Here is a 19,269-nt window from a genome sequence, read left to right on the forward strand (position 1 = left end):
GCGCCCTCCGGCGCCTCTTCCTTTTTCCGATCCCCCGCGCGATCCTCCGCCCGTTTCGGAAAAAACCCGCCGCCCCGCCGGGGCCGTTTTCGTGGAAGACACAAAAACGAGACCCTCAGCATGGCAACATCCCACGCTAAAAGTCTCGCTCATTGGCTTTCGGCCAACGACGGAGCCAGGCGCAGCGCGCCGGGTTTGTTGACTCCGTCTGATCAGCTACTCCCTTTTAGTTTCGTTCACGCTACCACATTCTTTTCCGGAAGACAAGAGCATCCCCCGGATGGTGCACCTTCCGCCCGTTAAAGAGTTGTGCTTCTGTTCTCCCCTCATGGTACACTAAACCACAACGCACTGACAAAAACCGATTTTTTTTCACTCCGCGACGCCTGGGACGGCGCGGAATCGAAGGCAACTCCGACACAAAGAATTTCTGATGCTCTTACAGCGACGTTTCATCTCTCTAAAACGAGATTTCCAAGGAGACCTCGGAGCGATGCTAAGGAATTCCCTCGAACACCTTGCCTGACACGGCGTTTTTGAATCCAGTCACCGACGAGAAAGGTGGAAAACGATGGAACGAACCTGGCTAGCCACGATGGACGTTCTTGAAGAGGTCCAACAGTTCGTTCTTGAGAACGCCAAAGGATTGCCTCCGAAACGGATGGCGCACCTAGAACTCGCCATCGAGGAGATTATAGTCAACATTTGTACCTACGCCTATGAGACACCGCCGGGAGCGTTCACCGTGCGCGTCACCGACGACGCTGCGGGCCTCACGGTGGAGTTTGAGGACAAGGGAATCCCTTTCAACCCCCTCTCCCTAGAGGAGCCCGACGTAAACCGCCCCCTACAAGAGCGGGAAAAGGGGGGCTTAGGCATTCTCCTTGTGCGGCGCATCATGGACGAAGTGTACTACAAGAGGGACAACGGGCTGAACCGACTCGGCGTCGTGGTGAAAAAGGAATGATGAGGCGGTGAAAAACCTTGACGGAAAAAGTCCGATCAAGTAGAGTTCACCGAAACGAAAGTGCGCCCCCTCTCGGACAATCCCTCTCCTGTGGAGCGGTATGTTCCGTAAAGAACGAGGACAAGGGGCAGCCTTACCGAAGGCGGTGAAAGAAACATGTGGACACTTGGATTCGTTGGCTTCGGAAACGTAGGGCAGGGACTCGCCCGAATCCTCCTGGAGAAGAAGGAGACACTCCGGCGGCGCTTCGGCTTCGATTGTTCCGTTGTCTTCGCGGCTACGAGGCCGGACGAGGTGGTCTGTGATCCCGCAGGGCTGGACCTCGCGACCCTCCTGGACGAAATGGCCCGAAAGGGGCATCTCCGGGAGCATCCGAGGCGCTCGGAAAAGAGCGTCATCGAATGTCTCCGAACCTGCGGCACCGACATCGTGGCGGAGATCACCCCCACGAACCTCGAGACCGGCGAGCCCGGGCTCACCCATATCCGGGAGGCCCTGATGGCGGGAAGCCACGTGGTGACCACCAACAAGGGCCCCCTCTCGGTGGCTTTGAAAGAGCTGGAGACCCTCGCCGCCGAAAAAGGCGTGCGTTTCCGCTACGAGGGAACCGTCCTGAGCGGCACGCCGGTGATCAATCTGGCCCGGGAAGCCCTTGCGGGATGCGATGTTCTGGGTGTTGCCGGTATCGTGAACGGCACCACGAATTTCATCCTCACCCGCATGGAGGAAGGCATGGACTACGGCGAGGCTCTCGCGGAGGCGCAGAAGCTCGGCTACGCCGAGGCGGATCCCACGGCGGACGTGGAGGGATGGGACGCGGCGGTGAAGATCTCCCTGCTGGCATCGCTCCTGATGGAAACACCCCTTCCCGTGACCGAAGTGGAACGCCGGGGCATCTCCGACGTCACCGCCGACCAGGTGAAAAAGGCCCTCGCCGCGGGAAGGCGAATCAAGCTTCTGGGCGAACTCACCCGGGATGGAGGCGTTCTCAAAGGACGCGTTTCTCCAAGGGAGCTGCCGGGAAACCATCCTCTGGCGGGCGTTGCCGGCGCCACCAACGCCCTGACGCTCACCACGGACAACATGGGGGACGTGACCATCGTCGGCCCCGGAGCGGGACGGACGGAGACGGGGCAGGCCCTGCTGACGGACATCCTCGCCATCGCCCGGGAATCGGTCCGTTCCTGAAGCCCGGCGACATCCGACACATGGGCGGACCGGCGGAGCGCCCCTTTCGGGCGCGCCTCCGACACGAATCCGTTCACGGATTCGCCCGGGAAAAAGCCTCCCGCAGGATTCCGGATGGATGAAACGGCCCGGCCCGCTCACGTACCCGCCGCGCGAAAGAGACGTCCGAGGAAAACTCCGGGATGCGGGACACTGGCAGGGGTTTGACAATCTCCGTGTCAGCGCGATAATAGGGGGGCAATACCTAAATCTGTTTCAAAAAGGAGGGACCCACCCGTGAAGTTCGCCGATGTGATGCAGAGCGGAGATTGGAAGGGTGAAAAGCATGTTCCCGTCATCGAGGCCCCTGAAAAGGTCAAGGCGGGAGAAGCCATGACCGTCACGGTGAGCGTGGGCAAGGAGATTCCCCATCCCCACACGACGGAACACCACATTCGCTGGATTCGCCTTGCCTTCAAGCCCGAGGGAGGCAAGTTCGTCTACGATCTTGGCCTCGTGGAGTTCAACGCCCATGGGGAATCTCCGGAGGGGGCGAACCAGGGCCCGGCCTATACGGATCCCGTGGCAAGCTTCCGGATCAAGCTGAAGAAGTCCGGAATGCTCCTCGCCGCATCGTACTGCAACATCCACGGCATGTGGGAAAGTTCCGTTCCCGTCGCCGTGGAGGAATAGGTTTCCAAAAGACCGAGACGGCGCTCGAAAGAGCGGAACGCGGAGGGGCCGCCCGAAAAGGGCGGCCTTTTTGTCGTCTCCCGGAGAGATTCGCCGCCGGAGAGTGCCGTCCTCCCCTTCGTCTATTTCCTGGACATGGGGAGCGGAGGAGCTTCCTTGGCGAGGACGGGAGTACACAGTTCCTTGCGGAACGAGGCGATCTTCTCCCGTTCGCCGAGGAGAACCAGTTCGTCCCCGGAAGCGAGCACCGTCGTTCCGGGGGGATTGTAGAGCACTTCGCCACCGTGGGCCTTTACGGCCACCACCAGCAGGTTGTACCTGGATTTGAGGGGCGACTCCTGGAGAGAGGTTCCCACGAGAGGATTGTCTGCCGCGAGACGCACCGCGTCGAATTCGAGCTGAAGCTGCTTGGAGATGCTCGCCATTTCGAGAAAATCCGCCACGGCGGGCTTGAGCGCCGCCCGGGCCATCGCTGCAGCGCCGGCAAGAAGGGGGTTGAGCACTTTGTCCGCTCCGGCCCGGTAGAGAACGTTCACGGACTGGGTGTCCTGTGCCCTTGCGATGATGCGGAGATTCTTGTTGAGGGAACGGGCCGTGAGGAGCACGTACACGTTGTCCGCGTCGCTGTCGAGGGCCACGATGAGCCCCGCGGCGCGTGTGATCCCCGCCGCTTCGAGAATTTCCTCCTCCCGGGCGTCACCCACGAGGACCATCCACCCCTGGCGACGTGCCGCCTCCGCCAGAGCTTCATTCCGGTCGATCCCGACGAAGGGCGCCTCCTCCCGGAAGACGATCTCCGCCACGTTCCGCCCAACCCTGCCCAGTCCGCAGATGATCCAGTGTTCCCGCATCGCCTCCACGCGCTTGTCCCTCCGTTTCCCAAGGGCAGTGAGAAGCCCCGACACGACCACATTCTGGGAGAAGAACGCCACGGCGTACCCAGCAATGCCGATCCCCACCACAAGGAGGAGCACCGTGAAGAGCTTCCCCTCCTCCGAGAGGTTCGGTGGTGCCTCGAATCCCACGGTAGTGAGCGTGGTGAAGGTGTAAAAGAGCGCATCCACCCAGGAAAGATCCGCAAGGTATCTGAATCCGACGATGCCCGCGACGACGACGCAACCGAAGAGAAAAAGAAGGATGCGTCCCGTGCGGAACGTTGTTCCTTCCCAAGAAGCCACAGCAAAAAGTCCCCCTTTGCCCAAGAGGTTCGAAACGCCTACAATGTTCCTGCAACGTCCAAAGGGATCCAAGGTCCCCGATCTTCAGGAAGGATGGTGGTATTGGTGTCCCTTCTCCGCGTGGCCACCTTCAATGTGAATTCCATCAGGTCTCGTCTTCCCGTGCTGGAACGGTGGCTTCATGATACCAGTGTGGATGTGCTCTGTCTCCAGGAAACGAAAGTCGTGGACGGAGACTTTCCCCGGGCTTTCTTCGAGGACCTTGGCTACGGCGTGGCCTTCCGGGGACAGAAGGCTTACAGTGGCGTCGCCGTCGCCTCCAGGCTGCCCATCGAGGAAGCCGAGGCCGGCTTCGGCGACGGAGGCCCGAGGGGGACGAACACCGAATCCTCCGGGTGACGCTGGGTGTCCCCGGAAGCGTCGCCCGCCCGCGTCTCCGCGTTGTGAACACCTACGTTCCCCAGGGAAAGGCCATCGACCATCCCGACTACCCCTACAAGCTGGCTTTCCTCGAACGCCTGGCCCGCCTCTTCGACGCCGCGGGCGTTCCCGAAGGGCACCTCCTCTGGGTGGGAGACCTCAACGTGGCCCCCACGGACCGGGACGTGACGCATCCGGAGAACAAGCGGGACCACGTGTGTTTCCACGAGACACTGCGAAACCTCTTCGCGGACATCGCCGCCCCCCGCTTCGTGGACGTCTTCCGCAAGCACCGTCCCGGCGACGGGGAGTTCTCTTTCTGGGACTACCGCGTCAAGAACGCTCTGGAGCGGAACATCGGCTGGCGCATCGACCATATCCTGGCCACGCCGGAACTGGCGGCGCTCTCCAGCGACTGCTACGCCGTCCGGGAGCTGCGCGCCTGGGAAAAGCCCTCGGATCACACCGCCGTGGTGGGAGTCTTCGACCTATGAGCCGGGAGAGCCGTATCGCCCTTCCGGCGACACTGGGGGAATGGATTCAGGGGTGGATTCTGGAGGACGGCGAAGCGCTGGTGAGCCACTGCGTGGACTGGTGGGGATGCGTGTCCGTCCGCTCCGGAGCCAGCGGTGACGAAAAGGCCCTGCCTCCAAAAGCGCGGCGCGCCCTGGCCCTGGCGGCGGAGCGCTTCGCCCTGGACCGTCCCGTCGCAGCGACCCTGGAGAACCCCCTTCCCGCCTCTCTGGGGCTGGGCTCCTCCACGGTGGACGTGGCGGGGATCCTCGGCGCCTGCGCGCTTCTGGCGGAAAAAGACCTCTCCGAGGAAGAGCACTTCGCCCTCTGTTGCGCCGTCGAACCCTCGGACGGTATCGTCTTTCGGGGGCTCGCCCTGGTGGACCATCTCCGGGGACGCCTCGTGGAACGCCTGCCCGCAGCACCGCCCCTCTGGACGGCGGCGCTGCTTCCCCGTCGGACTCTCGACACGGAGGACTACCGGAAGGATCCGGCCCGCATGCGGGCCGTCCGGAACCGCGCCGACCGGCACCGCCGGGCCTACGCCATCCTCCGGGACGGACTCCGCGCGGGGGACGTGCGGAAAATCTGCGCCGCCGCAACCCTCTCGGCCCTGCTCCAACAGGCGGTCATGCCCCGGGAGGAGTGGCCCCTTCTTCTGGCCGCCACGCGGGAATGCCGCGGCTTCGGCGTGGTGGTGGCCCACTCGGGCACTGCCGGAGGGGTGCTCTTCGGGGATCCCGACGAGGCGGCCCGGTGCGCGGAGTGGATGCGGGCGCGTTGGGACGGAGGCGACGTGCGAACCCTCGCCTCCACGTCCGGCGGCCTGCGCCGCCGGTGACGTCGCGCCGGAACGTCAGCGCGACGACCCGGACTGTGCCGCCTTCACCTCGGCGATGAGGGCCTCGACAGCCTCCCGGATCTGATCCCGCACCCTTCTCGTGGCGGCGACGCGCTCCTCCCAGCTCCCCTCGAAAGAGGCGGGGTCGTCGAAAGGCCAGTGTCTCCGCTCGCAGATCCCCGGGAAAACGGGGCAGCGCTGTGCCTTCGCGGCGTCGCAGACGGAGATGACATAGTGGTAGGTCCTCCCCGCCACGAAGAGATCGAAGACCTTGGTGACCTCGTTGTTCGAGATGTCCAGGCCGATCTCCTTCATGACCTCCACCGCGAGGGGATTGATGCCGGGGCCTGCCTCGAGGCCAGCGCTCTCCACCTCGAAGGCATCTCCTCCGAGTTCTTTCAGAATTGCTTCCGCCATCTGGCTTCGTGCGGTGTTCTGCCCACACACGAAAAGCACCTTCGTCTTCCTCACGCGAATCAGTCCTTTCATCCTCCGGCTCTTGTGACACCCCCCATGAAAAAACCGCAAGGGGCGCTCTTCGACATGCATTCCGGGGCAGAGCCATGCGGCATTCAATTCCTCCGGGCTTTCCCGCCGCGCCGCCGATGTCACTCCGGCGGCGTTCTTCAGTCATGTGCGTCACGCCTGCGCAAAAAGATGATCGCGGCCTTCGGTGGTCATACGGCGCTTCTTTTATCTTCCAAAACCACCGTAAAATCCAGTTTCGATTTTGTAACGAACGAGGCCCTCTCAGGCGGCCTCGACGCACTCGTCTTCCCGGAAACCATCACCGGAGCCCGCCCCGCGACCGCGGCGAGACAAAAAACGGTGCAGAAGTCGCCCTGAAAGGGCCTTCCGCACCGCTCTCGTTCTTCTGCTGCCGTTTTGTCCGTCTTTCCGACCCCTGCGCTGGCAATGGAACGCACTCCGAGAACACGGTCACCTCAATCGCAACAGGGGTGGAGCCAGCTCCCGGCAGATCTCCGCCGAAAACATGTCTCTGGGCTAGAGTCCCAGGGTCACCGCGTGCTCCCGGATCTTGAAGAGATTCCGGGTGATCTTGTTCCAGTAGGTGTCGATGGAGCCGCCGGAATAGCGCAGAAGCGCCTTTCGCGTGTTGTCCGACACCCGCATGTACCGGGAAAGCAGGAGACATCCCGCGGCGACGCCCCGATCCGGATCGTGAAGATCCTCCGGTGCGGCGATGCCGTTCGCCTGGAGAAGATGGCTGTGAATGTCCCACACGACCTGCATGACTCCCATGGCTCCGTAATTGCTGCGGGAGGAGGGGTTGAAGTGGCTCTCCGCGTTACCCACCGCCACGGCGAGATCCAGCGGAACGCCGTACTTGTCGCTGTAGTGGACGAAGGCCGCCGCCTCGATCCAAGCGGTGCGGGCGTCGATGGCGCGGTTCTGCTTGCGGATGTACCGGGCGACGGCCGCCACGGAACGCTGCGTGTCCGGATGCATATCCCAGATATGGCGCAACGCCGCCAGAGGGAAATCCCGGTGCCATTCCCGGAGATGGCGCTCCGTAACCTCCATGGCGGAAAGACTCCGGAGAACGAGGGGGTCGAGGACACTCTGTTCCGACGGAAGGAGGAATCCTCTCCAGTCGTCGCCGTAGTCCTCGGGAAACCATGTTCCCAAAGGCCCCACGGCGGTGACGATAAGCAGCAGGACGAGGGCGGCGATACCGCTCTTCATGACGCGGATCTTCATGTTCACGAGATCTCCTCCTTTGCGCAAACGCTCCTCAGGAAGAGGGAGGGGGTTTTATTATAGTGCATGGGGATATTCTGGCAAGAAATGTGTCCTTTATTTTATAAAAATGTCACGCATGTCTCCTTCCATCGGTGAAGAGAGAGCTCTCCGGAGAGGGTGACGGCACTGCTTTTTCCGTTGTCTCGCTTTTTTGTTCGGGCGAAAAAGAGGAAAGCCTTTCCGGGAAAATCCTTGGGAAGTCCGCAGGGATAACGAAAACTTCTCTAAAAAGTGCTGGAGGAGGCTTCTGGCGTTCCGGAGGCGAAAAGAAAAAGCGGAGGAAACAGTATTGCCTTAAAAAGTCAAGAAGACCTTCGTTGTTTCTCGAAAAGTTCATAGGCCATTTCGATGGTGGAGCGCAGCACGAAATCTCCGGTGCTCTTGATCACATACCCGAACCGCGTGATGCCCTGCACTTTCTCCACCATGGCCCGTTCCGAATGGGAGGTGAGAAAGATGACGGGGAGATTCCGCACGTCGAGAATGCGCTGGGCCGCCTCGGCTCCATCCATGCCACTCCCGAGGTCGATGTCCATCAGAACAAGGCTGATGGCATCGTTTTCCATGACCAGTTCCACCGCCTCCTCTCCGGAGAGGGCGGTGACGACGCGGTAGCCGAAACTTTCCAGCATCTGCGCCTCCACCATGGCGATGATGGCTTCGTCCTCCACCAACAGAAGTGTCTTTTCCGCGTCGTGTTCCTCGTGATGATCTGCATTCATTGCGTTTCCCTCCGGATCGCGAACTCGATGCGAAAACGCGTGCCGACTTTCCGTTCCACCAGAATCGTGCCCCTCATCTGCCGCACCAGCATGCGCACGAGGTGGAATCCAAAGCCCGGGGAGTTGTCGAGGGTCACACCCTCGGGCAATCCCACGCCATCGTCCTCGCAGACGAGGACGATGTTCTTCCCCTCCAGCCCCGCGGAGATCCGGACGGTCCCCCGCTCTCTTTCGGGAAAGGCATGTTTCATCGCGTTGGTGATCAACTCCGTGACGAGGATACCCAGGGGAAAAACGAGATTCGCCTCCAGGACCACGTCCTCGACGGCGGTCTCGACAGTCACGTCCGTTCTTCCGGGAAAACCGGGCGACATGTCGTCGATCAGCGCAAGCAGATATTCCTTGAGGGAAATGTCCCGGATCGACTCGCTCCGGTAGAGCTTGTCGTAAAGCACCACCATGCTCCGAACCCGATTCGCCGCTTCCTCCAGCGCCCTGGCCACCGCGGAATCGGGCTCCGCCTGGGCCTGGAGCCGGAGCAGGCCGGTGATGGAACTCATGTTGTTCTTGATGCGGTGGTGCACCTCCCGCAGGAGGGTCTCCTTCTCCCGGAGGAGATCGCATATTCTCTCCTCCGCCCGTTTCCGCGCCGTGATGTCGTGGAAGATGCCCATGAGGCACGTCTGCCCCTCAAGATCCACCACACTGGCGTGCACGTCCGCGAAGAACACGCCTCCGTCCCTGCGCCGGACGGGAATATCCTCGGCGAGAAAGAGTTCCCGCCGGACAAGCCGGTCGAAGCCATCGAGAATCAAGGGGAGCTCCTCCGGGGGGTGAATGTCCTCCACCGTACGCTCCCGCAGCTCCTCCAGGGAATAGCCGAGCATGTCGCACATGGCGGCGTTGGCGTCCCGAAAACGCCGGGAGACCGCGTCCGCAAGGAGAATTCCGTCCCGGGCCGAATCGAAGATGGTCCGGAGAATGCGATTCGCCCTTTCGAGATCCCGCTCGCTCGCGTCGAGCCGTTTCACCGTGTCCTCGAGCTGGGCCACTTTCTCCTCGAGTTTGCGCACCAGCACCTGATTGTACTCCCGCATCACCGTCTCTTCGGGCTCCTGGATCTGCCGCACCTGAACCTTTTCGGCAGCCTCATACTCCGCGAGAAGAGAGCGGATCTGCTCCATGAAGACCTCCGGCTCCGTGGGCTTGATGAGGAAACGGTCCGCACCCATGTCGAGCGCCAGTTTCTCGTCCCGGGGGTCCGTGTAGGTGGCGGTGTAGAACACGAAGGGAATCGTCCGGAGATCCGGATCCTTTTTCCACTCCCGGCAGAGGGCGAACCCGTCCATGCCGGGCATGAGAATGTCGCTGACGATCAGATCGGGCCGCGAGGACCGGGCAGCCCGGAGGGCCTCCCCTCCCTCGTTTGCGCAGGTGACGGAAAAGCCGTTTCCGGTGAGCAGCGCCCGGAGCAGATAGAGATTCTCCGGTTTGTCATCCACGATCAGTACGTTCACGGAACTCATCCTTCCGCGTTCCTCATTCGGAGATGCCGCTTCCGCGGCCCCTGCGGCCCGTCAGATGGCCGCGTATCCGGTCCACGAAGCTTTCCGGGTCGATGGGTTTCTCGATGTAGTCCGTCGCCCCCGCGGCAAGGCATTTTCCCCGGTCGTCGGGCATGGCGTAGGAGGTGACGGCCACGATGGGCAGGTCGCGCAGCGCGTCGTGCCGGCGAAGTTCCCGGGCCACGGCGTATCCGTCCATGAGGGGAAGCTGAATGTCCAGGAGAATCATGTCCGGAACGTCCCGCAGGGCCGCTTCGATGCCCCTGGGGCCGTCCACGGCCTCGGACACGACGAACCCGTGCTGTTCCAGAAGAAACCGCATCAGATAGAGATTCTGTTCGTTATCCTCGATGACGAGAACGTGCGCGCCCTTCATGCGCCTCCCTCCTCCCGTATGGGCATGCGGAACGTGAAGGTGCTGCCCGAACCAGGGGTACTCTCCACCGAGATGGAACCTCCCATGAGTTCCCCGAGGCGCTTGCTGATGTGCAGCCCGAGCCCCGTGCCGTCGTACTCGCGGGTCTTTCCCGAATCGACCTGCTGGAAAGGGCGGAACAACTTCTGCAGATTCTCCGCACTGATGCCGATGCCCGTGTCCTTCACACTCATGATCGCAGAAGAATCCTCCCGTGTACAGGTGACCGTCACGCTTCCCCGGGCGGTGAACTTGACGGCGTTGCCGAGCAGATTCATGAGAACCTGCTCCACCCGTCGCCGGTCTCCGACGATTTGTCCCACACCCTCCCCGATCTCGCAGACGAGCTGCAGGCCCTTCTCTTTCGCCGCGGGCGCCACGCTCTGCACCACCCGCTCCACCGCGGCCCGGAGATCGAAGGGCTCCTCCGCGAGTTCGATCCTTCCCGCCTCGATCTTGGAGATGTCCAGCACGTCGTTGATCAGGGCGAGCAGGTGCCGCGCACTGCCCTGGACCATGCGGAGCTGTTTCGCCTGCTCTTCGTTCAGCGGACCCGCGAGCCCCTGGAGCAGAATCCCCGTGAAGCCGATGATCGAGTTGAGAGGTGTGCGCAGCTCGTGGGACATCGTTGCCAGAAAGGCCGATTTCAGGTGATCCGCGGATTCGGCGGCGAGCTTCGCCTGAAGCAGGTCCGCGTTGGCCGCCTCGAGTTCCTCCGTTCGCCGCCGAACGAGATCCTCCAGCCCGCGGCGGTAGTGATCCAGCTCCTCCTCGGTCCTCCGTTTCTCCGTCACGTCGCTGACGACATGCATGTATCCCTTCGTGGTCCCTTCCTCGTCGAAGACGGGATGGACACTCACCTGGAGCCAGCGGCCATCCACGGTGTGCACGGTGGCGCTTCTGCTCTGGCGTTTCGCGGCGGCGTCCTTCAGGGGGCACTCGGAGATCGCCTCGTCGGTCTCGTGCGCGACCTCCCAGCACGTCCGCCCCGTCACGTCCTCGGGAGCCTTTCCGAAGATACGGGTCGTGGCCTGGTTCGCGTGGGCGATGCGCCCTTCGCAATCGAGCACCCACATCGCATCCTCCACGGAATCGAAGGTGGCCTTCCACTCTCGGTCCGCCTGTTTCAGGGCCTCCACGAAAATCCGCAGTTCTTTCGTGCGCTTGTTGACGAGGCGCCGCAGCAGCCACATACCCACCATCCCAACCAGCGATACCGCGGCGAGGACTCCCCCCGCGACCTTCAACCAGTGGGGAAGGGAATCGCGCCGGGAAGTTCCTCGGAGGTCCAGCGGCGAAGGGCATCGTAATAGGCCGATCCGGGATCTCTCTTCATGCGTGCGAGATGACGGTCGATGGCCTCCAGCAGGGCGGCGTCCCCCGACTTCGGCGCGGCAAAATAGACGCGGGTCGGGCTGAAGACCACCGCCGTGTCCTCGAGGCCGTATTCCTTCATGAGCAGAGGACCGTTGAAGCGGTTGGCGATCACCGCGTCCGCACTCCCCTCCTGCACCGCCCGAAAGGCCTCGGCAAAAAGGGAAAAGGGGACGAGCTGGACATCCAGGTCGAAGGCCGTGGCATGCTGGGTGAAGGCATCCTGCTGAATGGACCCGGCGAGCACCGCGACGCGCTTTCCCCGGAGATCGACGATGGAGTGAATGCCGCTGCCTTTGCGGGCAAAAAGCTGGAACCAGTCCGAGACGACCGGTTCGCCGTGGAAGGCGAAGAGGTGCTCCCGTTCGCTCGTATAGGCCACGTCGGGCATAAGGTCGATATCCCCCCAGGCCAATCGGCCAAGTCCCTCCTGCCACGTCCCCGGCACGTAGTCGAGGATCCATTTCTCCTCTCGGGCAATGCTCTCGAGAATGTCCACGAAGAGTCCCGACGGCACACCCGGGGACGAGGTGAACACCTTTGGTTCGTTCTCGTAGATGCCGACCCGCACGGTTCGATCGGCCCGCGCGGCGGAGGAGAACAAGGAAAAAAGAAGCACCAGCGCCGACAGCACCGCAAAAAATCGCTTCCCCCGATTTTTTCTTCCACAGGGCCTTTCTCCGTGAACGAAAATCATGGATGCGCCCCTTTCCTCGCCGTCTCTCTCCGTCACGCGTCTTTCCGGCAACATCTCGCGCATCGGTACTCTTCTTCGTTCTGCCAGTATTATAACGCGGCTTTTCGACAATTTGCTTATGCTTCGCGCAAAAACGAAAGAAACTCAAAGAAGAGCGACGCGGAGAAACGTCTTCCGGTCGCTGCACCTTCACTGTGCAGCGGAAGCTGCCGTCGCAAACCCTACGAAAGCCGTCTCATTCCCGATCCACGCGGGGAAAGCGCAGAGTCCCGGCATCAGGCCACCGCACACCCGGCGAAGGCACGCCTGTTCCTGAAAAGACCTGCTCCTCTCACTTTTGCGGGGATCCCGCACTTCATCCCCGTGAACATTTCCTCCGGCGGAGTTCCCGCAATCGCCGGGAGGGATGTCACCGACCGGAACTCTTTCATCTCTCCTTCCCGTCAGTTTGCTGCCTTGCTGCTCCTTGGTTCACGTGCTAGACTGCCTTCGACTCTAGTTCGTATCCACTGCGGGGGAGGCCCGGAACATGCGCGACATCCAGAACAGACTGTTCGAGGAAATCAGGGACCGAAGCATCTTCGACCTTTCCGAGCACTACGGTCTGGAATACCTTGCCACCGTCTTCGACCGCAACGTCTTTCCCGACGGAGAAGCCCTGTCGAACCTCGCCCTCTTCGACGAAAAGCTCCCCCTGGAGTTCACCCCGTCGAAGGAGATCCTCGCAAAACTGCATCACTGCGGCTCTCCCGCCACGGTGGCCCAGGTAGGGGGACGGTACTTCGGCTTCGTGAACGGCAGTGTGGTTCCCGCCGGTCTCGCCGCAAGACTCCTGGGGGATTTCTGGGACCAGAACACGGCCATGCAGGTGATCTCGCCCATCGCCGCCAAGCTGGAGTGCATCGTCGAGGAATGGCTCCGCGAACTCTTCGGGCTTCCCGATGAGACCGTCGCCGGATTCGTCAGCGGCACCTCCATGGCCACCTTCTCCGGTCTGGCCGCCGCCCGGTACAGGGTGCTGCAGCGCAAGGGCTGGGACGTCGGCGAAAAGGGACTCTTCGGCGCGCCGAAGGTGCGCGTCGTCGCGGGAACACACGCGCACTCCACGGTCCACAAGGCCATCGCCCTCCTCGGTTTCGGCCGGGAGAACGTGGAGTGGGTGGAGTCGGACGATCAGGGCAGAATCGTTCCGGAGAAGGTTCCCCCTCTGGACGACGGCACGATCCTCATTCTTCAGGCGGGCAACGTGAACTCCGGATCCTTCGACAATTTCGACATCCTCTGCGATAAGGCCCGGGCTGCGAACGCCTGGGTGCACATCGACGGCGCCTTCGGCCTCTGGGCCGGCGCCGTGGAGGCGCTGAAACATCTCACCCGAGGCATGGAAAAGGCCGATTCCTGGAGCGTGGACGCCCACAAGACGCTCAACACTCCCTACGACAACGGGATCGTTCTCTGCCGGGACAGAGAGGCGCTGGTCTCGGCGCTGCACATGTCCGGAGCCTACATTGTGCTGGGAAAAGACCGGGACGGCATGTTCACCACGCCGGAGATGTCCCGCCGGGCGCGGATCGTCGAATTGTGGGCGACCCTGAAATGCCTGGGCAGAAGAGGTCTGGGAGAAATGGTCCTGGGCATGCACGAGCGGGCGGCACAGTTTGCGGCGGAGCTGCGGGCCCGGAATTTCGAGGTGTGCAACGAGGTGTGCTTCAACCAGGTGCTGGTGCATTATGAAAACAGCGATCTCACCCGGGAGATTCTCCGGAAGGTGCAGGACCTCCGGGTCTGCTGGTGCGGCAGCTCGAAATGGGATGGCCGGGACGTGATCCGCATCAGCGTCTGCTCCTGGGCCACCACCCCGGAGGATGTCCGGCTCTCCGTGGACTCCTTCGTCAAGGCTCGGGAACTCGCTCTCGGGGAGGCGGAAGACAAGCGGACCGGCCGCACCGAACTGCTTTCGAAGGACTGAAACGCCCCCGCAGAGTAAAGGGCGACGGGACGGCGGTACCGCCGTCCCGTCGCCTTGTGTCCTGTCTCATTCGTCTTGCTTCGTCCCGCCCGGATGATCTCCGGGAGCAAGCGCCTTCCCTCCTGCGGGCCTTCGCCCTCCCGGGAAGCGTCAACCCTCGCTCCCGGAGGCGGCGTGCGCCGCAAGCGCCCGGGAGACGATCTTCATGGCGCACAGGGGACCGCACATGGCGCACCCCTCACCGTCCTTGAGGAAAGCGCGCCGGGCTCTCACCGCCGACGGATCCAGCGCCGCCCTTTCCTGTCTCTCCCAGTCGAGGGCCTTGCGCGCCCGGGACATCTCCAGATCCCATTCCGCCGCCCCGGCGAGCCCTTTCTCCACATCTCCCACGTGGGCGGCGATGCGCGACGCCGTCACGCCCGCCCGGACATCCTCCACGTCGGGAAAATCCAGGTGCTCCGAGGGTGTCACGTAGCAGAGAAAATCCGCTCCCGCCGCCGCCGCGACGGCCCCTCCGATGGCTCCAACGATGTGGTCGTAGCCGGGAGCAACGTCGGTCACCAGAGGCCCCAGCACGTAGAAGGGGGCACCTTCGCAGAGGCGCTTCTGCAACTGCACGTTGGTCCCGATCTGCCCGAGCGGCACGTGCCCCGGCCCCTCCACCATGACCTGTACTCCCGCCTCGCGGCACCGCCGCACCTGGGCACCGAGTTCAAGAAGTTCCGCCACCTGCGCCCGATCCGTGGCGTCCGCCCCGGCGCCAGGGCGGAGTCCGTCCCCGAGGCTCAGGGTCACCTCGTGGGTGCGGGCGATGGAGAGCAGTCGGTCGAAATGCTCCGCCAGGGGATTTTCCCTGTCGTGCTGAAGCATCCAGGCCACGAGAATGGAACCGCCCCGGCTCACCACGTCCGCAACCCGTCCCTGCTCCATAAGATGAGAGAGGGCGCGGCGGGTCAGTCCCGTGTGAACCGTCATGAAATCCACGCCCTCCGCGGCCTGTCGCTCGATGACCTCGAACAGGTCCTCCACGGTCATGCGCACCACCGCATCATGGCGGCTCCGGGCCACCTGGGCCGCCTCGTAGAGCGGCACCGTCCCCAGAGGGAGCGGCGACAGACGGAGCAGCTCCGCCCTCAGGGCAGGCAGGTCGCCCCCGGTGCTCAGATCCATCACCGCGTCGGCGCCGCTCTCCACCGCCGCAACCAGTTTTCTCCGCTCCAGGTCGACCGCCGCGTGTCCTTCGGAGGTGCCGATGTTGGCGTTCACCTTGGTGCGCAAACCTTGACCGATGCCGCAGGGCACCAGGCCCCGATGGGCCGGATTGGCGGGCACCACCGCCGTGCCCGCCGCCACTCCGGCGAGCAGAACCTCCGGAGAAAGGCTCTCCCTTTCCGCCGCCTCTTTCAGAGCACCCTCTCCGTCTCCGCGGCGGGCACGCTCCATCAAGGTCATTCCGCTCTTTTCCATGATCATCCTCCCCTTTCTTCCGCCCCACCGAGGGCGGACGTTCCACTCTGCCGATTCCGGCGGGGAGACGGGGCGGCGGGAGAAAACGAAACAAGCCGCCCCCCTTCAAAGGAGAGCGGCCTGCAAAACGCACCGTTTCTTTTTCCGGATGGACCTCCCTGCGCCGGTATGACCCGGTGCCGCCTTCGGGCGACAGCGCACGTGTGCGCTCAGGTTCAAAGGGTCTGCGGGTCCTCCCGCACTCTCAGCCCCGGATCGGGGGCCCCCCCGTTCGCTTGACAAGATTCTCCGTCAGGCATCCTTTCGAGCAGTATAGCAGCTCCGCGCCATTTCAGCCACGTTCCGGAGTCTCTTCGCGCTGTGACGCGCCGGAAGGGGGATCGGGAAGGACGATGGTGAAGGCGGCGCCCTCGTCCGACTCCTCCAGGAGAACACTGCCACCATGCAGCTCCGCCATGCGCTTCACGATGGCGAGACCGAGGCCGTAGCCGCCCTTGGCCTTGCCGTTCCGCACCCGGCTTGCGTCACCCCTGCGGAAGCGCTCGAAGATGCAATGTCGCATCGTCTCGGGAATGCCGATGCCGTTGTCGGCGACGACAATACGCCAGGCCTGGAGCAGGTCGTCCCGGACCATGCGGAGGGAGATCTTTCCGCCGGGGTTCGCCTCGAACCGCCCGGCGGTGTACTTCACGGCGTTGTCCAGGAGATTGGTGACGCAGCGCAGCAGCCCCTCGCTCCATCCCGTGAAGGGGGCGGATTCGGGGAGATCCACCTCCCATTCCAGGTGTTCCGCCAGGGGGTGGAGCGCCGCCTCCTCCCGGGCGACACGGCAGAGCTCGGCCAGGTCCACCTCCTCGGTGAGATCCAGGGGAACCGCCGTTCCCGAATCAAGGCGGGAAAGGAGAAGGAGGTCGTCCATGAGGGCGCTGATGCGCTCCTGCTGTTCGAGGATGCGCTCCAGATAGGAACGCTGGTTTTCCGAGCTTCCCTCCTCCAGAAGCAGTTCCGCCGCGGCACGGATGATGGTGAGGGGGGTCTGGAGCTCGTGCCCCGCGTCGGCCACGAAGGCCTTTCGGGACTCCTCCAGGAGGTGGCGTTCCGTCATGTCCTGGAGGACCGCGATGGCGCCTCCCGCCACGGAGACCGCCTGGGCAAGGAGAAAGCGCTGCTCCTCCCGAAGGACCACGTTGCAGGTTCCGTCCCGCCCCCGAAGGGCATCCTCCAGAAGCTCCACGAGCTCGGGGCTTCGCAGGACACCCTGGAAAGGATGTCCTTTCTGGGAGGGCATGCGGAGCAGCTTTCCCAGAGGAGGATTTTCGTAGCGGATCTTTCCCTCCCGGTTCACCACGAGGACTCCCACGGGGAGGGAGGCGAGAATGCGCTCCAGATAGGTCCGCTCCTCCTGAAGCTGCTGGAGAATCTGTTCATTGCGCTCGGCCATGTTCTTCAACGCCAGGGCGAGTTCCTGCACCTCCGCGCTGGGACGCACGGGAAGGGGCGGCAGGGAGATGGGACCGCCCTTGTTGACGGCCTTTACCAGGGCCTGGATGGGCTGCACGAGCTGCCTCAGGAAAAGGGTGCCCAGAAAAAGCGATGCAGCCGCAGCCAAAAGCAGTGCCGCACCGAGGGAGAGCCGCCCCGCGGAAAGCACGTCCCGAAGCAGCGCGAGGGGAAAGGCGGTGCGCACCACCAGAGCTTCCCCATGCACGGGAACGAAGCGGGCCACGTAGAGCATGTTCTTCTTCACCGACTGGCTGTACCGGGTGTCCGAGCCGTGTCCTTCCGCAAGGGCGACCTGTACCTCCGGACGGTTCCGGTGGTTCTCCAGAGTCGCCGCATCGGCCTCGGAATCGACGAGGACTTTGCCGTCGGGAGCGATGACGGTGATCCGGCACCGCAGGGCCTTGCCGAGTTCCTCCAGGACGGTGCGCCATTCCGAGGAATCGCTCCGTTCAAGGGCGAGGAGCGACGCCTCCAGACGCCCGTCGAGTTCGCGGGCGGCGTAGTCACTCAGGCGATCCCGAAGAACCACGGACTGGAAGAGCCACCCGAGGGCGAAGCACAAGAGAAGGGAGACCGCGAGAAGAAAAAAGAGTCGGGTCCGGAGGTGTCTCACGCGTCGTCTCCTTGTTCCCAGCGCAGCCGGTATCCCCGCCCGCGCACGGTGTGCACCAGCCGGGGATGCTCCGGATCGGGATCCACCTTCTTGCGGAGCCGCGACACGTGAACGTCCACCGTGCGGGTGTCGCCGCCGTAATAGCCCCAGACCTTGGCGAGGAGTTCCTCCCGGGAGATCACCTGACCTTTGCGGCGGATGAGCGTCTCCAGCAGGCGGTACTCCGTGGGGCTCAGGTCCAGCACGCCCTGGTCGAGGTAGAACATCTGGGCCGTGGCATCCAGGGTCAGGGGACCTTCGGCGATGACCGCCTCGGTGGAAACCTTCCGCGACGCCCGGCGCAGAATGGCTTTGACCCGGGCGGCCAACTCGGACATGGAGAAAGGTTTCCGCACGTAGTCGTCCGCCCCCAGTTCGAGCCCCGCCACCACGTCCTTCTCGTCCCGCCGGGCGGTGAGCATGAGAACGGGAATGTCCCGCGTGGCCGGAGCGGAGCGGAGACGGCGGCAAACCTCCCAGCCGTCCATCTTCGGCAGCATGAGATCCAAAAGGATCAGGTCCGGCAAAACCGTCTCGGCCATATCCAGGGCGGTGTCGCCGTCGGAGGCGCGCTCCACGGAGAAACCGTGCCTGCGGAGACCCTCGGCCACAAGATCTCCCAGGGCCTCCTCATCCTCGACGATGAGAATGCGTTGCCCCGTCATGGATCATTCCTCCTCCTTGGGACGCCGGATGGCGGAGGACTTCTCCACCTTCCCCGTCACCATGTAGATGGTCCGCTCGGCGAGGTTCGTGGCGTGGTCTCCCGCCCGCTCCAGCGTGCGCGCCACGAAGAGGAGCCGCGTGGCCTGTTCGATGGTCCTCGGGTTCTCCATCATGATGAGAAGGAGTTCCCGAAAGATCTGCTCCTGGATGTCGTCCATCTGGTCGTCCATGAGACAGACCTTGCGCGCCTCCTCGGCGCTCCGGTCCAGAAAGGCCCCCAGGGCCGTATCGATCATCTCCTTGAGAATCTGGGCCATGCGGGGGATATCCAGCAGAGGCTTGATGAGGCGCTCTCTGGAGAGTGCCTTGGCCGCCTTTGCGAGGCTCACGCCGTAGTCGCCGATGCGCTCCAGATCCACCGCCATGTGGAGGATCGCCGAGAGAGTGCGCAGATCGAGCGCCACGGGCTGGAAACGGGCGATGATCTGGAGACACTGGGCATCGATGTTTCCCGTGAGGCTATCGAGGACATCGTCGCCTCTGAGGACCTCCTCGGCGAGGCGCACATCCTGTTCCTTCAGTGCCCACACGCCCTTCATGACTGCATCCTGGGCCAGATTCCCCAGCTTGAGAAGATCCGTCTCAAGGCGTTTCAGTTCCGTATCGAAAGCTTTTCGCATGTTCATGGAATCCATG

The 19,269-nt window shown here is 63.2% G+C and carries 20 protein-coding genes; 8 read left to right on the plus strand and 12 right to left on the minus strand.

Annotated elements, in window-relative coordinates:
• Nucleotides 1-571: 571 nt before the first annotated feature.
• The 3 genes from K349_RS0102670 to K349_RS0102685 all read left to right on the plus strand — a co-directional run bounded on the left by K349_RS0102670 (nucleotide 572) and on the right by K349_RS0102685 (nucleotide 2,827).
• Nucleotides 572-967 (plus strand): ATP-binding protein, encoded by a 396-nt coding sequence (locus K349_RS0102670; protein ID WP_026368337.1) that lies wholly within the window; start codon nucleotides 572-574, stop codon nucleotides 965-967.
• A 156-nt stretch (nucleotides 968-1,123) separates the two neighbouring features.
• Nucleotides 1,124-2,155 carry a homoserine dehydrogenase gene (locus tag K349_RS0102675; protein WP_026368338.1) on the plus strand — a complete coding sequence of 344 codons (1,032 nt, stop codon included), beginning with the start codon at nucleotides 1,124-1,126 and terminating at the stop codon, nucleotides 2,153-2,155.
• A 276-nt stretch (nucleotides 2,156-2,431) separates the two neighbouring features.
• Nucleotides 2,432-2,827 carry a class II SORL domain-containing protein gene (locus K349_RS0102685; protein WP_026368339.1) on the plus strand — a complete coding sequence of 132 codons (396 nt, stop codon included), beginning with the start codon at nucleotides 2,432-2,434 and terminating at the stop codon, nucleotides 2,825-2,827.
• A gap of 122 nt (nucleotides 2,828-2,949) precedes the next feature.
• Here the strand turns inward: K349_RS0102685 and K349_RS0102690 are convergent, their stop codons facing one another.
• Nucleotides 2,950-4,005, minus strand: coding sequence for a potassium channel family protein (locus K349_RS0102690; RefSeq protein ID WP_026368340.1), 1,056 nt, complete (start codon nucleotides 4,003-4,005; stop codon nucleotides 2,950-2,952).
• Nucleotides 4,006-4,098: 93 nt separating this feature from the next.
• On the opposite strand from K349_RS0102690, the gene K349_RS19945 reads away from it, so the two are divergent.
• Genes K349_RS19945 through K349_RS0102700 form a run of 3 tightly spaced genes read left to right on the plus strand, consistent with a single transcriptional unit; the run spans nucleotide 4,099 to nucleotide 5,779 of the window.
• Nucleotides 4,099-4,404 (plus strand): endonuclease/exonuclease/phosphatase family protein, encoded by a 306-nt coding sequence (locus K349_RS19945; RefSeq protein WP_338022289.1) that lies wholly within the window; start codon nucleotides 4,099-4,101, stop codon nucleotides 4,402-4,404.
• Nucleotides 4,401-4,919, plus strand: a complete 519-nt coding sequence (locus K349_RS19950) for an exodeoxyribonuclease III (protein ID WP_338022290.1) — start codon at nucleotides 4,401-4,403, stop codon at nucleotides 4,917-4,919. Before K349_RS19945 ends, K349_RS19950 begins: the two co-directional genes overlap by 4 nt.
• Nucleotides 4,916-5,779, plus strand: a complete 864-nt coding sequence (locus tag K349_RS0102700) for a GHMP family kinase ATP-binding protein (RefSeq protein WP_026368341.1) — start codon at nucleotides 4,916-4,918, stop codon at nucleotides 5,777-5,779. The genes K349_RS19950 and K349_RS0102700 overlap by 4 nt, the downstream gene beginning before the upstream one ends.
• Nucleotides 5,780-5,794: 15 nt before the next feature.
• Here K349_RS0102700 and K349_RS0102705 read toward each other — a convergent pair whose 3' ends face one another.
• On the minus strand, nucleotides 5,795-6,250 hold the full coding sequence (locus K349_RS0102705; protein WP_026368342.1) for an arsenate reductase ArsC: 456 nt from the start codon (nucleotides 6,248-6,250) through the stop codon (nucleotides 5,795-5,797).
• Between the two features lie 42 nt (nucleotides 6,251-6,292).
• Here K349_RS0102705 and K349_RS19020 point away from each other — a divergent pair, with 42 nt between their 5' ends.
• On the plus strand, nucleotides 6,293-6,625 hold the full coding sequence (locus K349_RS19020; RefSeq protein ID WP_157367259.1) for a hypothetical protein: 333 nt from the start codon (nucleotides 6,293-6,295) through the stop codon (nucleotides 6,623-6,625).
• A gap of 159 nt (nucleotides 6,626-6,784) precedes the next feature.
• Here K349_RS19020 and K349_RS0102710 read toward each other — a convergent pair whose 3' ends face one another.
• From K349_RS0102710 to K349_RS16185, 6 genes are all read right to left on the minus strand, one after another.
• Entirely contained in the window at nucleotides 6,785-7,501 is a 717-nt protein-coding gene (locus K349_RS0102710; protein ID WP_245588011.1) for a transglycosylase SLT domain-containing protein, read from the minus strand.
• A gap of 344 nt (nucleotides 7,502-7,845) precedes the next feature.
• Entirely contained in the window at nucleotides 7,846-8,265 is a 420-nt protein-coding gene (locus K349_RS0102720) for a response regulator (protein WP_026368344.1), read from the minus strand.
• Nucleotides 8,262-9,782 (minus strand): sensor histidine kinase, encoded by a 1,521-nt coding sequence (locus K349_RS0102725; protein WP_169731295.1) that lies wholly within the window; start codon nucleotides 9,780-9,782, stop codon nucleotides 8,262-8,264. Before K349_RS0102725 ends, K349_RS0102720 begins: the two co-directional genes overlap by 4 nt.
• Before the next feature lie 22 nt (nucleotides 9,783-9,804).
• The gene (locus K349_RS0102730) at nucleotides 9,805-10,206 is read right to left on the minus strand and encodes a response regulator (RefSeq protein WP_026368346.1); all 402 of its coding nucleotides are present in this window, start codon (nucleotides 10,204-10,206) and stop codon (nucleotides 9,805-9,807) included.
• On the minus strand, nucleotides 10,203-11,438 hold the full coding sequence (locus K349_RS16180) for a PAS domain-containing sensor histidine kinase (protein ID WP_051464176.1): 1,236 nt from the start codon (nucleotides 11,436-11,438) through the stop codon (nucleotides 10,203-10,205). Before K349_RS16180 ends, K349_RS0102730 begins: the two co-directional genes overlap by 4 nt.
• Nucleotides 11,439-11,488: 50 nt before the next feature.
• Nucleotides 11,489-12,253 carry a transporter substrate-binding domain-containing protein gene (locus tag K349_RS16185; protein ID WP_169731296.1) on the minus strand — a complete coding sequence of 255 codons (765 nt, stop codon included), beginning with the start codon at nucleotides 12,251-12,253 and terminating at the stop codon, nucleotides 11,489-11,491.
• A 592-nt stretch (nucleotides 12,254-12,845) separates the two neighbouring features.
• On the opposite strand from K349_RS16185, the gene K349_RS0102745 reads away from it, so the two are divergent.
• A complete protein-coding gene (locus K349_RS0102745; protein WP_026368347.1) occupies nucleotides 12,846-14,285 on the plus strand; it encodes a pyridoxal phosphate-dependent decarboxylase family protein in 1,440 nt (479 codons plus the stop codon).
• A 150-nt stretch (nucleotides 14,286-14,435) separates the two neighbouring features.
• On the opposite strand, the gene thiC is transcribed toward K349_RS0102745, so the two are convergent.
• The 4 genes from thiC to phoU form a co-directional block, all read right to left on the minus strand.
• A complete protein-coding gene (gene thiC / locus K349_RS0102750) occupies nucleotides 14,436-15,752 on the minus strand; it encodes a phosphomethylpyrimidine synthase ThiC (RefSeq protein WP_211240318.1) in 1,317 nt (438 codons plus the stop codon).
• A 331-nt stretch (nucleotides 15,753-16,083) separates the two neighbouring features.
• The gene (locus tag K349_RS19025; protein WP_026368349.1) at nucleotides 16,084-17,868 is read right to left on the minus strand and encodes a HAMP domain-containing histidine kinase; all 1,785 of its coding nucleotides are present in this window, start codon (nucleotides 17,866-17,868) and stop codon (nucleotides 16,084-16,086) included.
• Complete coding sequence (locus K349_RS0102760) at nucleotides 17,865-18,572, minus strand: response regulator transcription factor (protein ID WP_026368350.1); 708 nt, start codon at nucleotides 18,570-18,572, stop codon at nucleotides 17,865-17,867. Before K349_RS0102760 ends, K349_RS19025 begins: the two co-directional genes overlap by 4 nt.
• A 3-nt stretch (nucleotides 18,573-18,575) precedes the next feature.
• Complete coding sequence (phoU, locus tag K349_RS0102765; protein ID WP_026368351.1) at nucleotides 18,576-19,268, minus strand: phosphate signaling complex protein PhoU; 693 nt, start codon at nucleotides 19,266-19,268, stop codon at nucleotides 18,576-18,578.
• Nucleotide 19,269 lies beyond the last annotated feature (1 nt).

The organism is Aminiphilus circumscriptus DSM 16581, from assembly GCF_000526375.1.
GTDB lineage: Bacteria > Synergistota > Synergistia > Synergistales > Aminiphilaceae > Aminiphilus > Aminiphilus circumscriptus.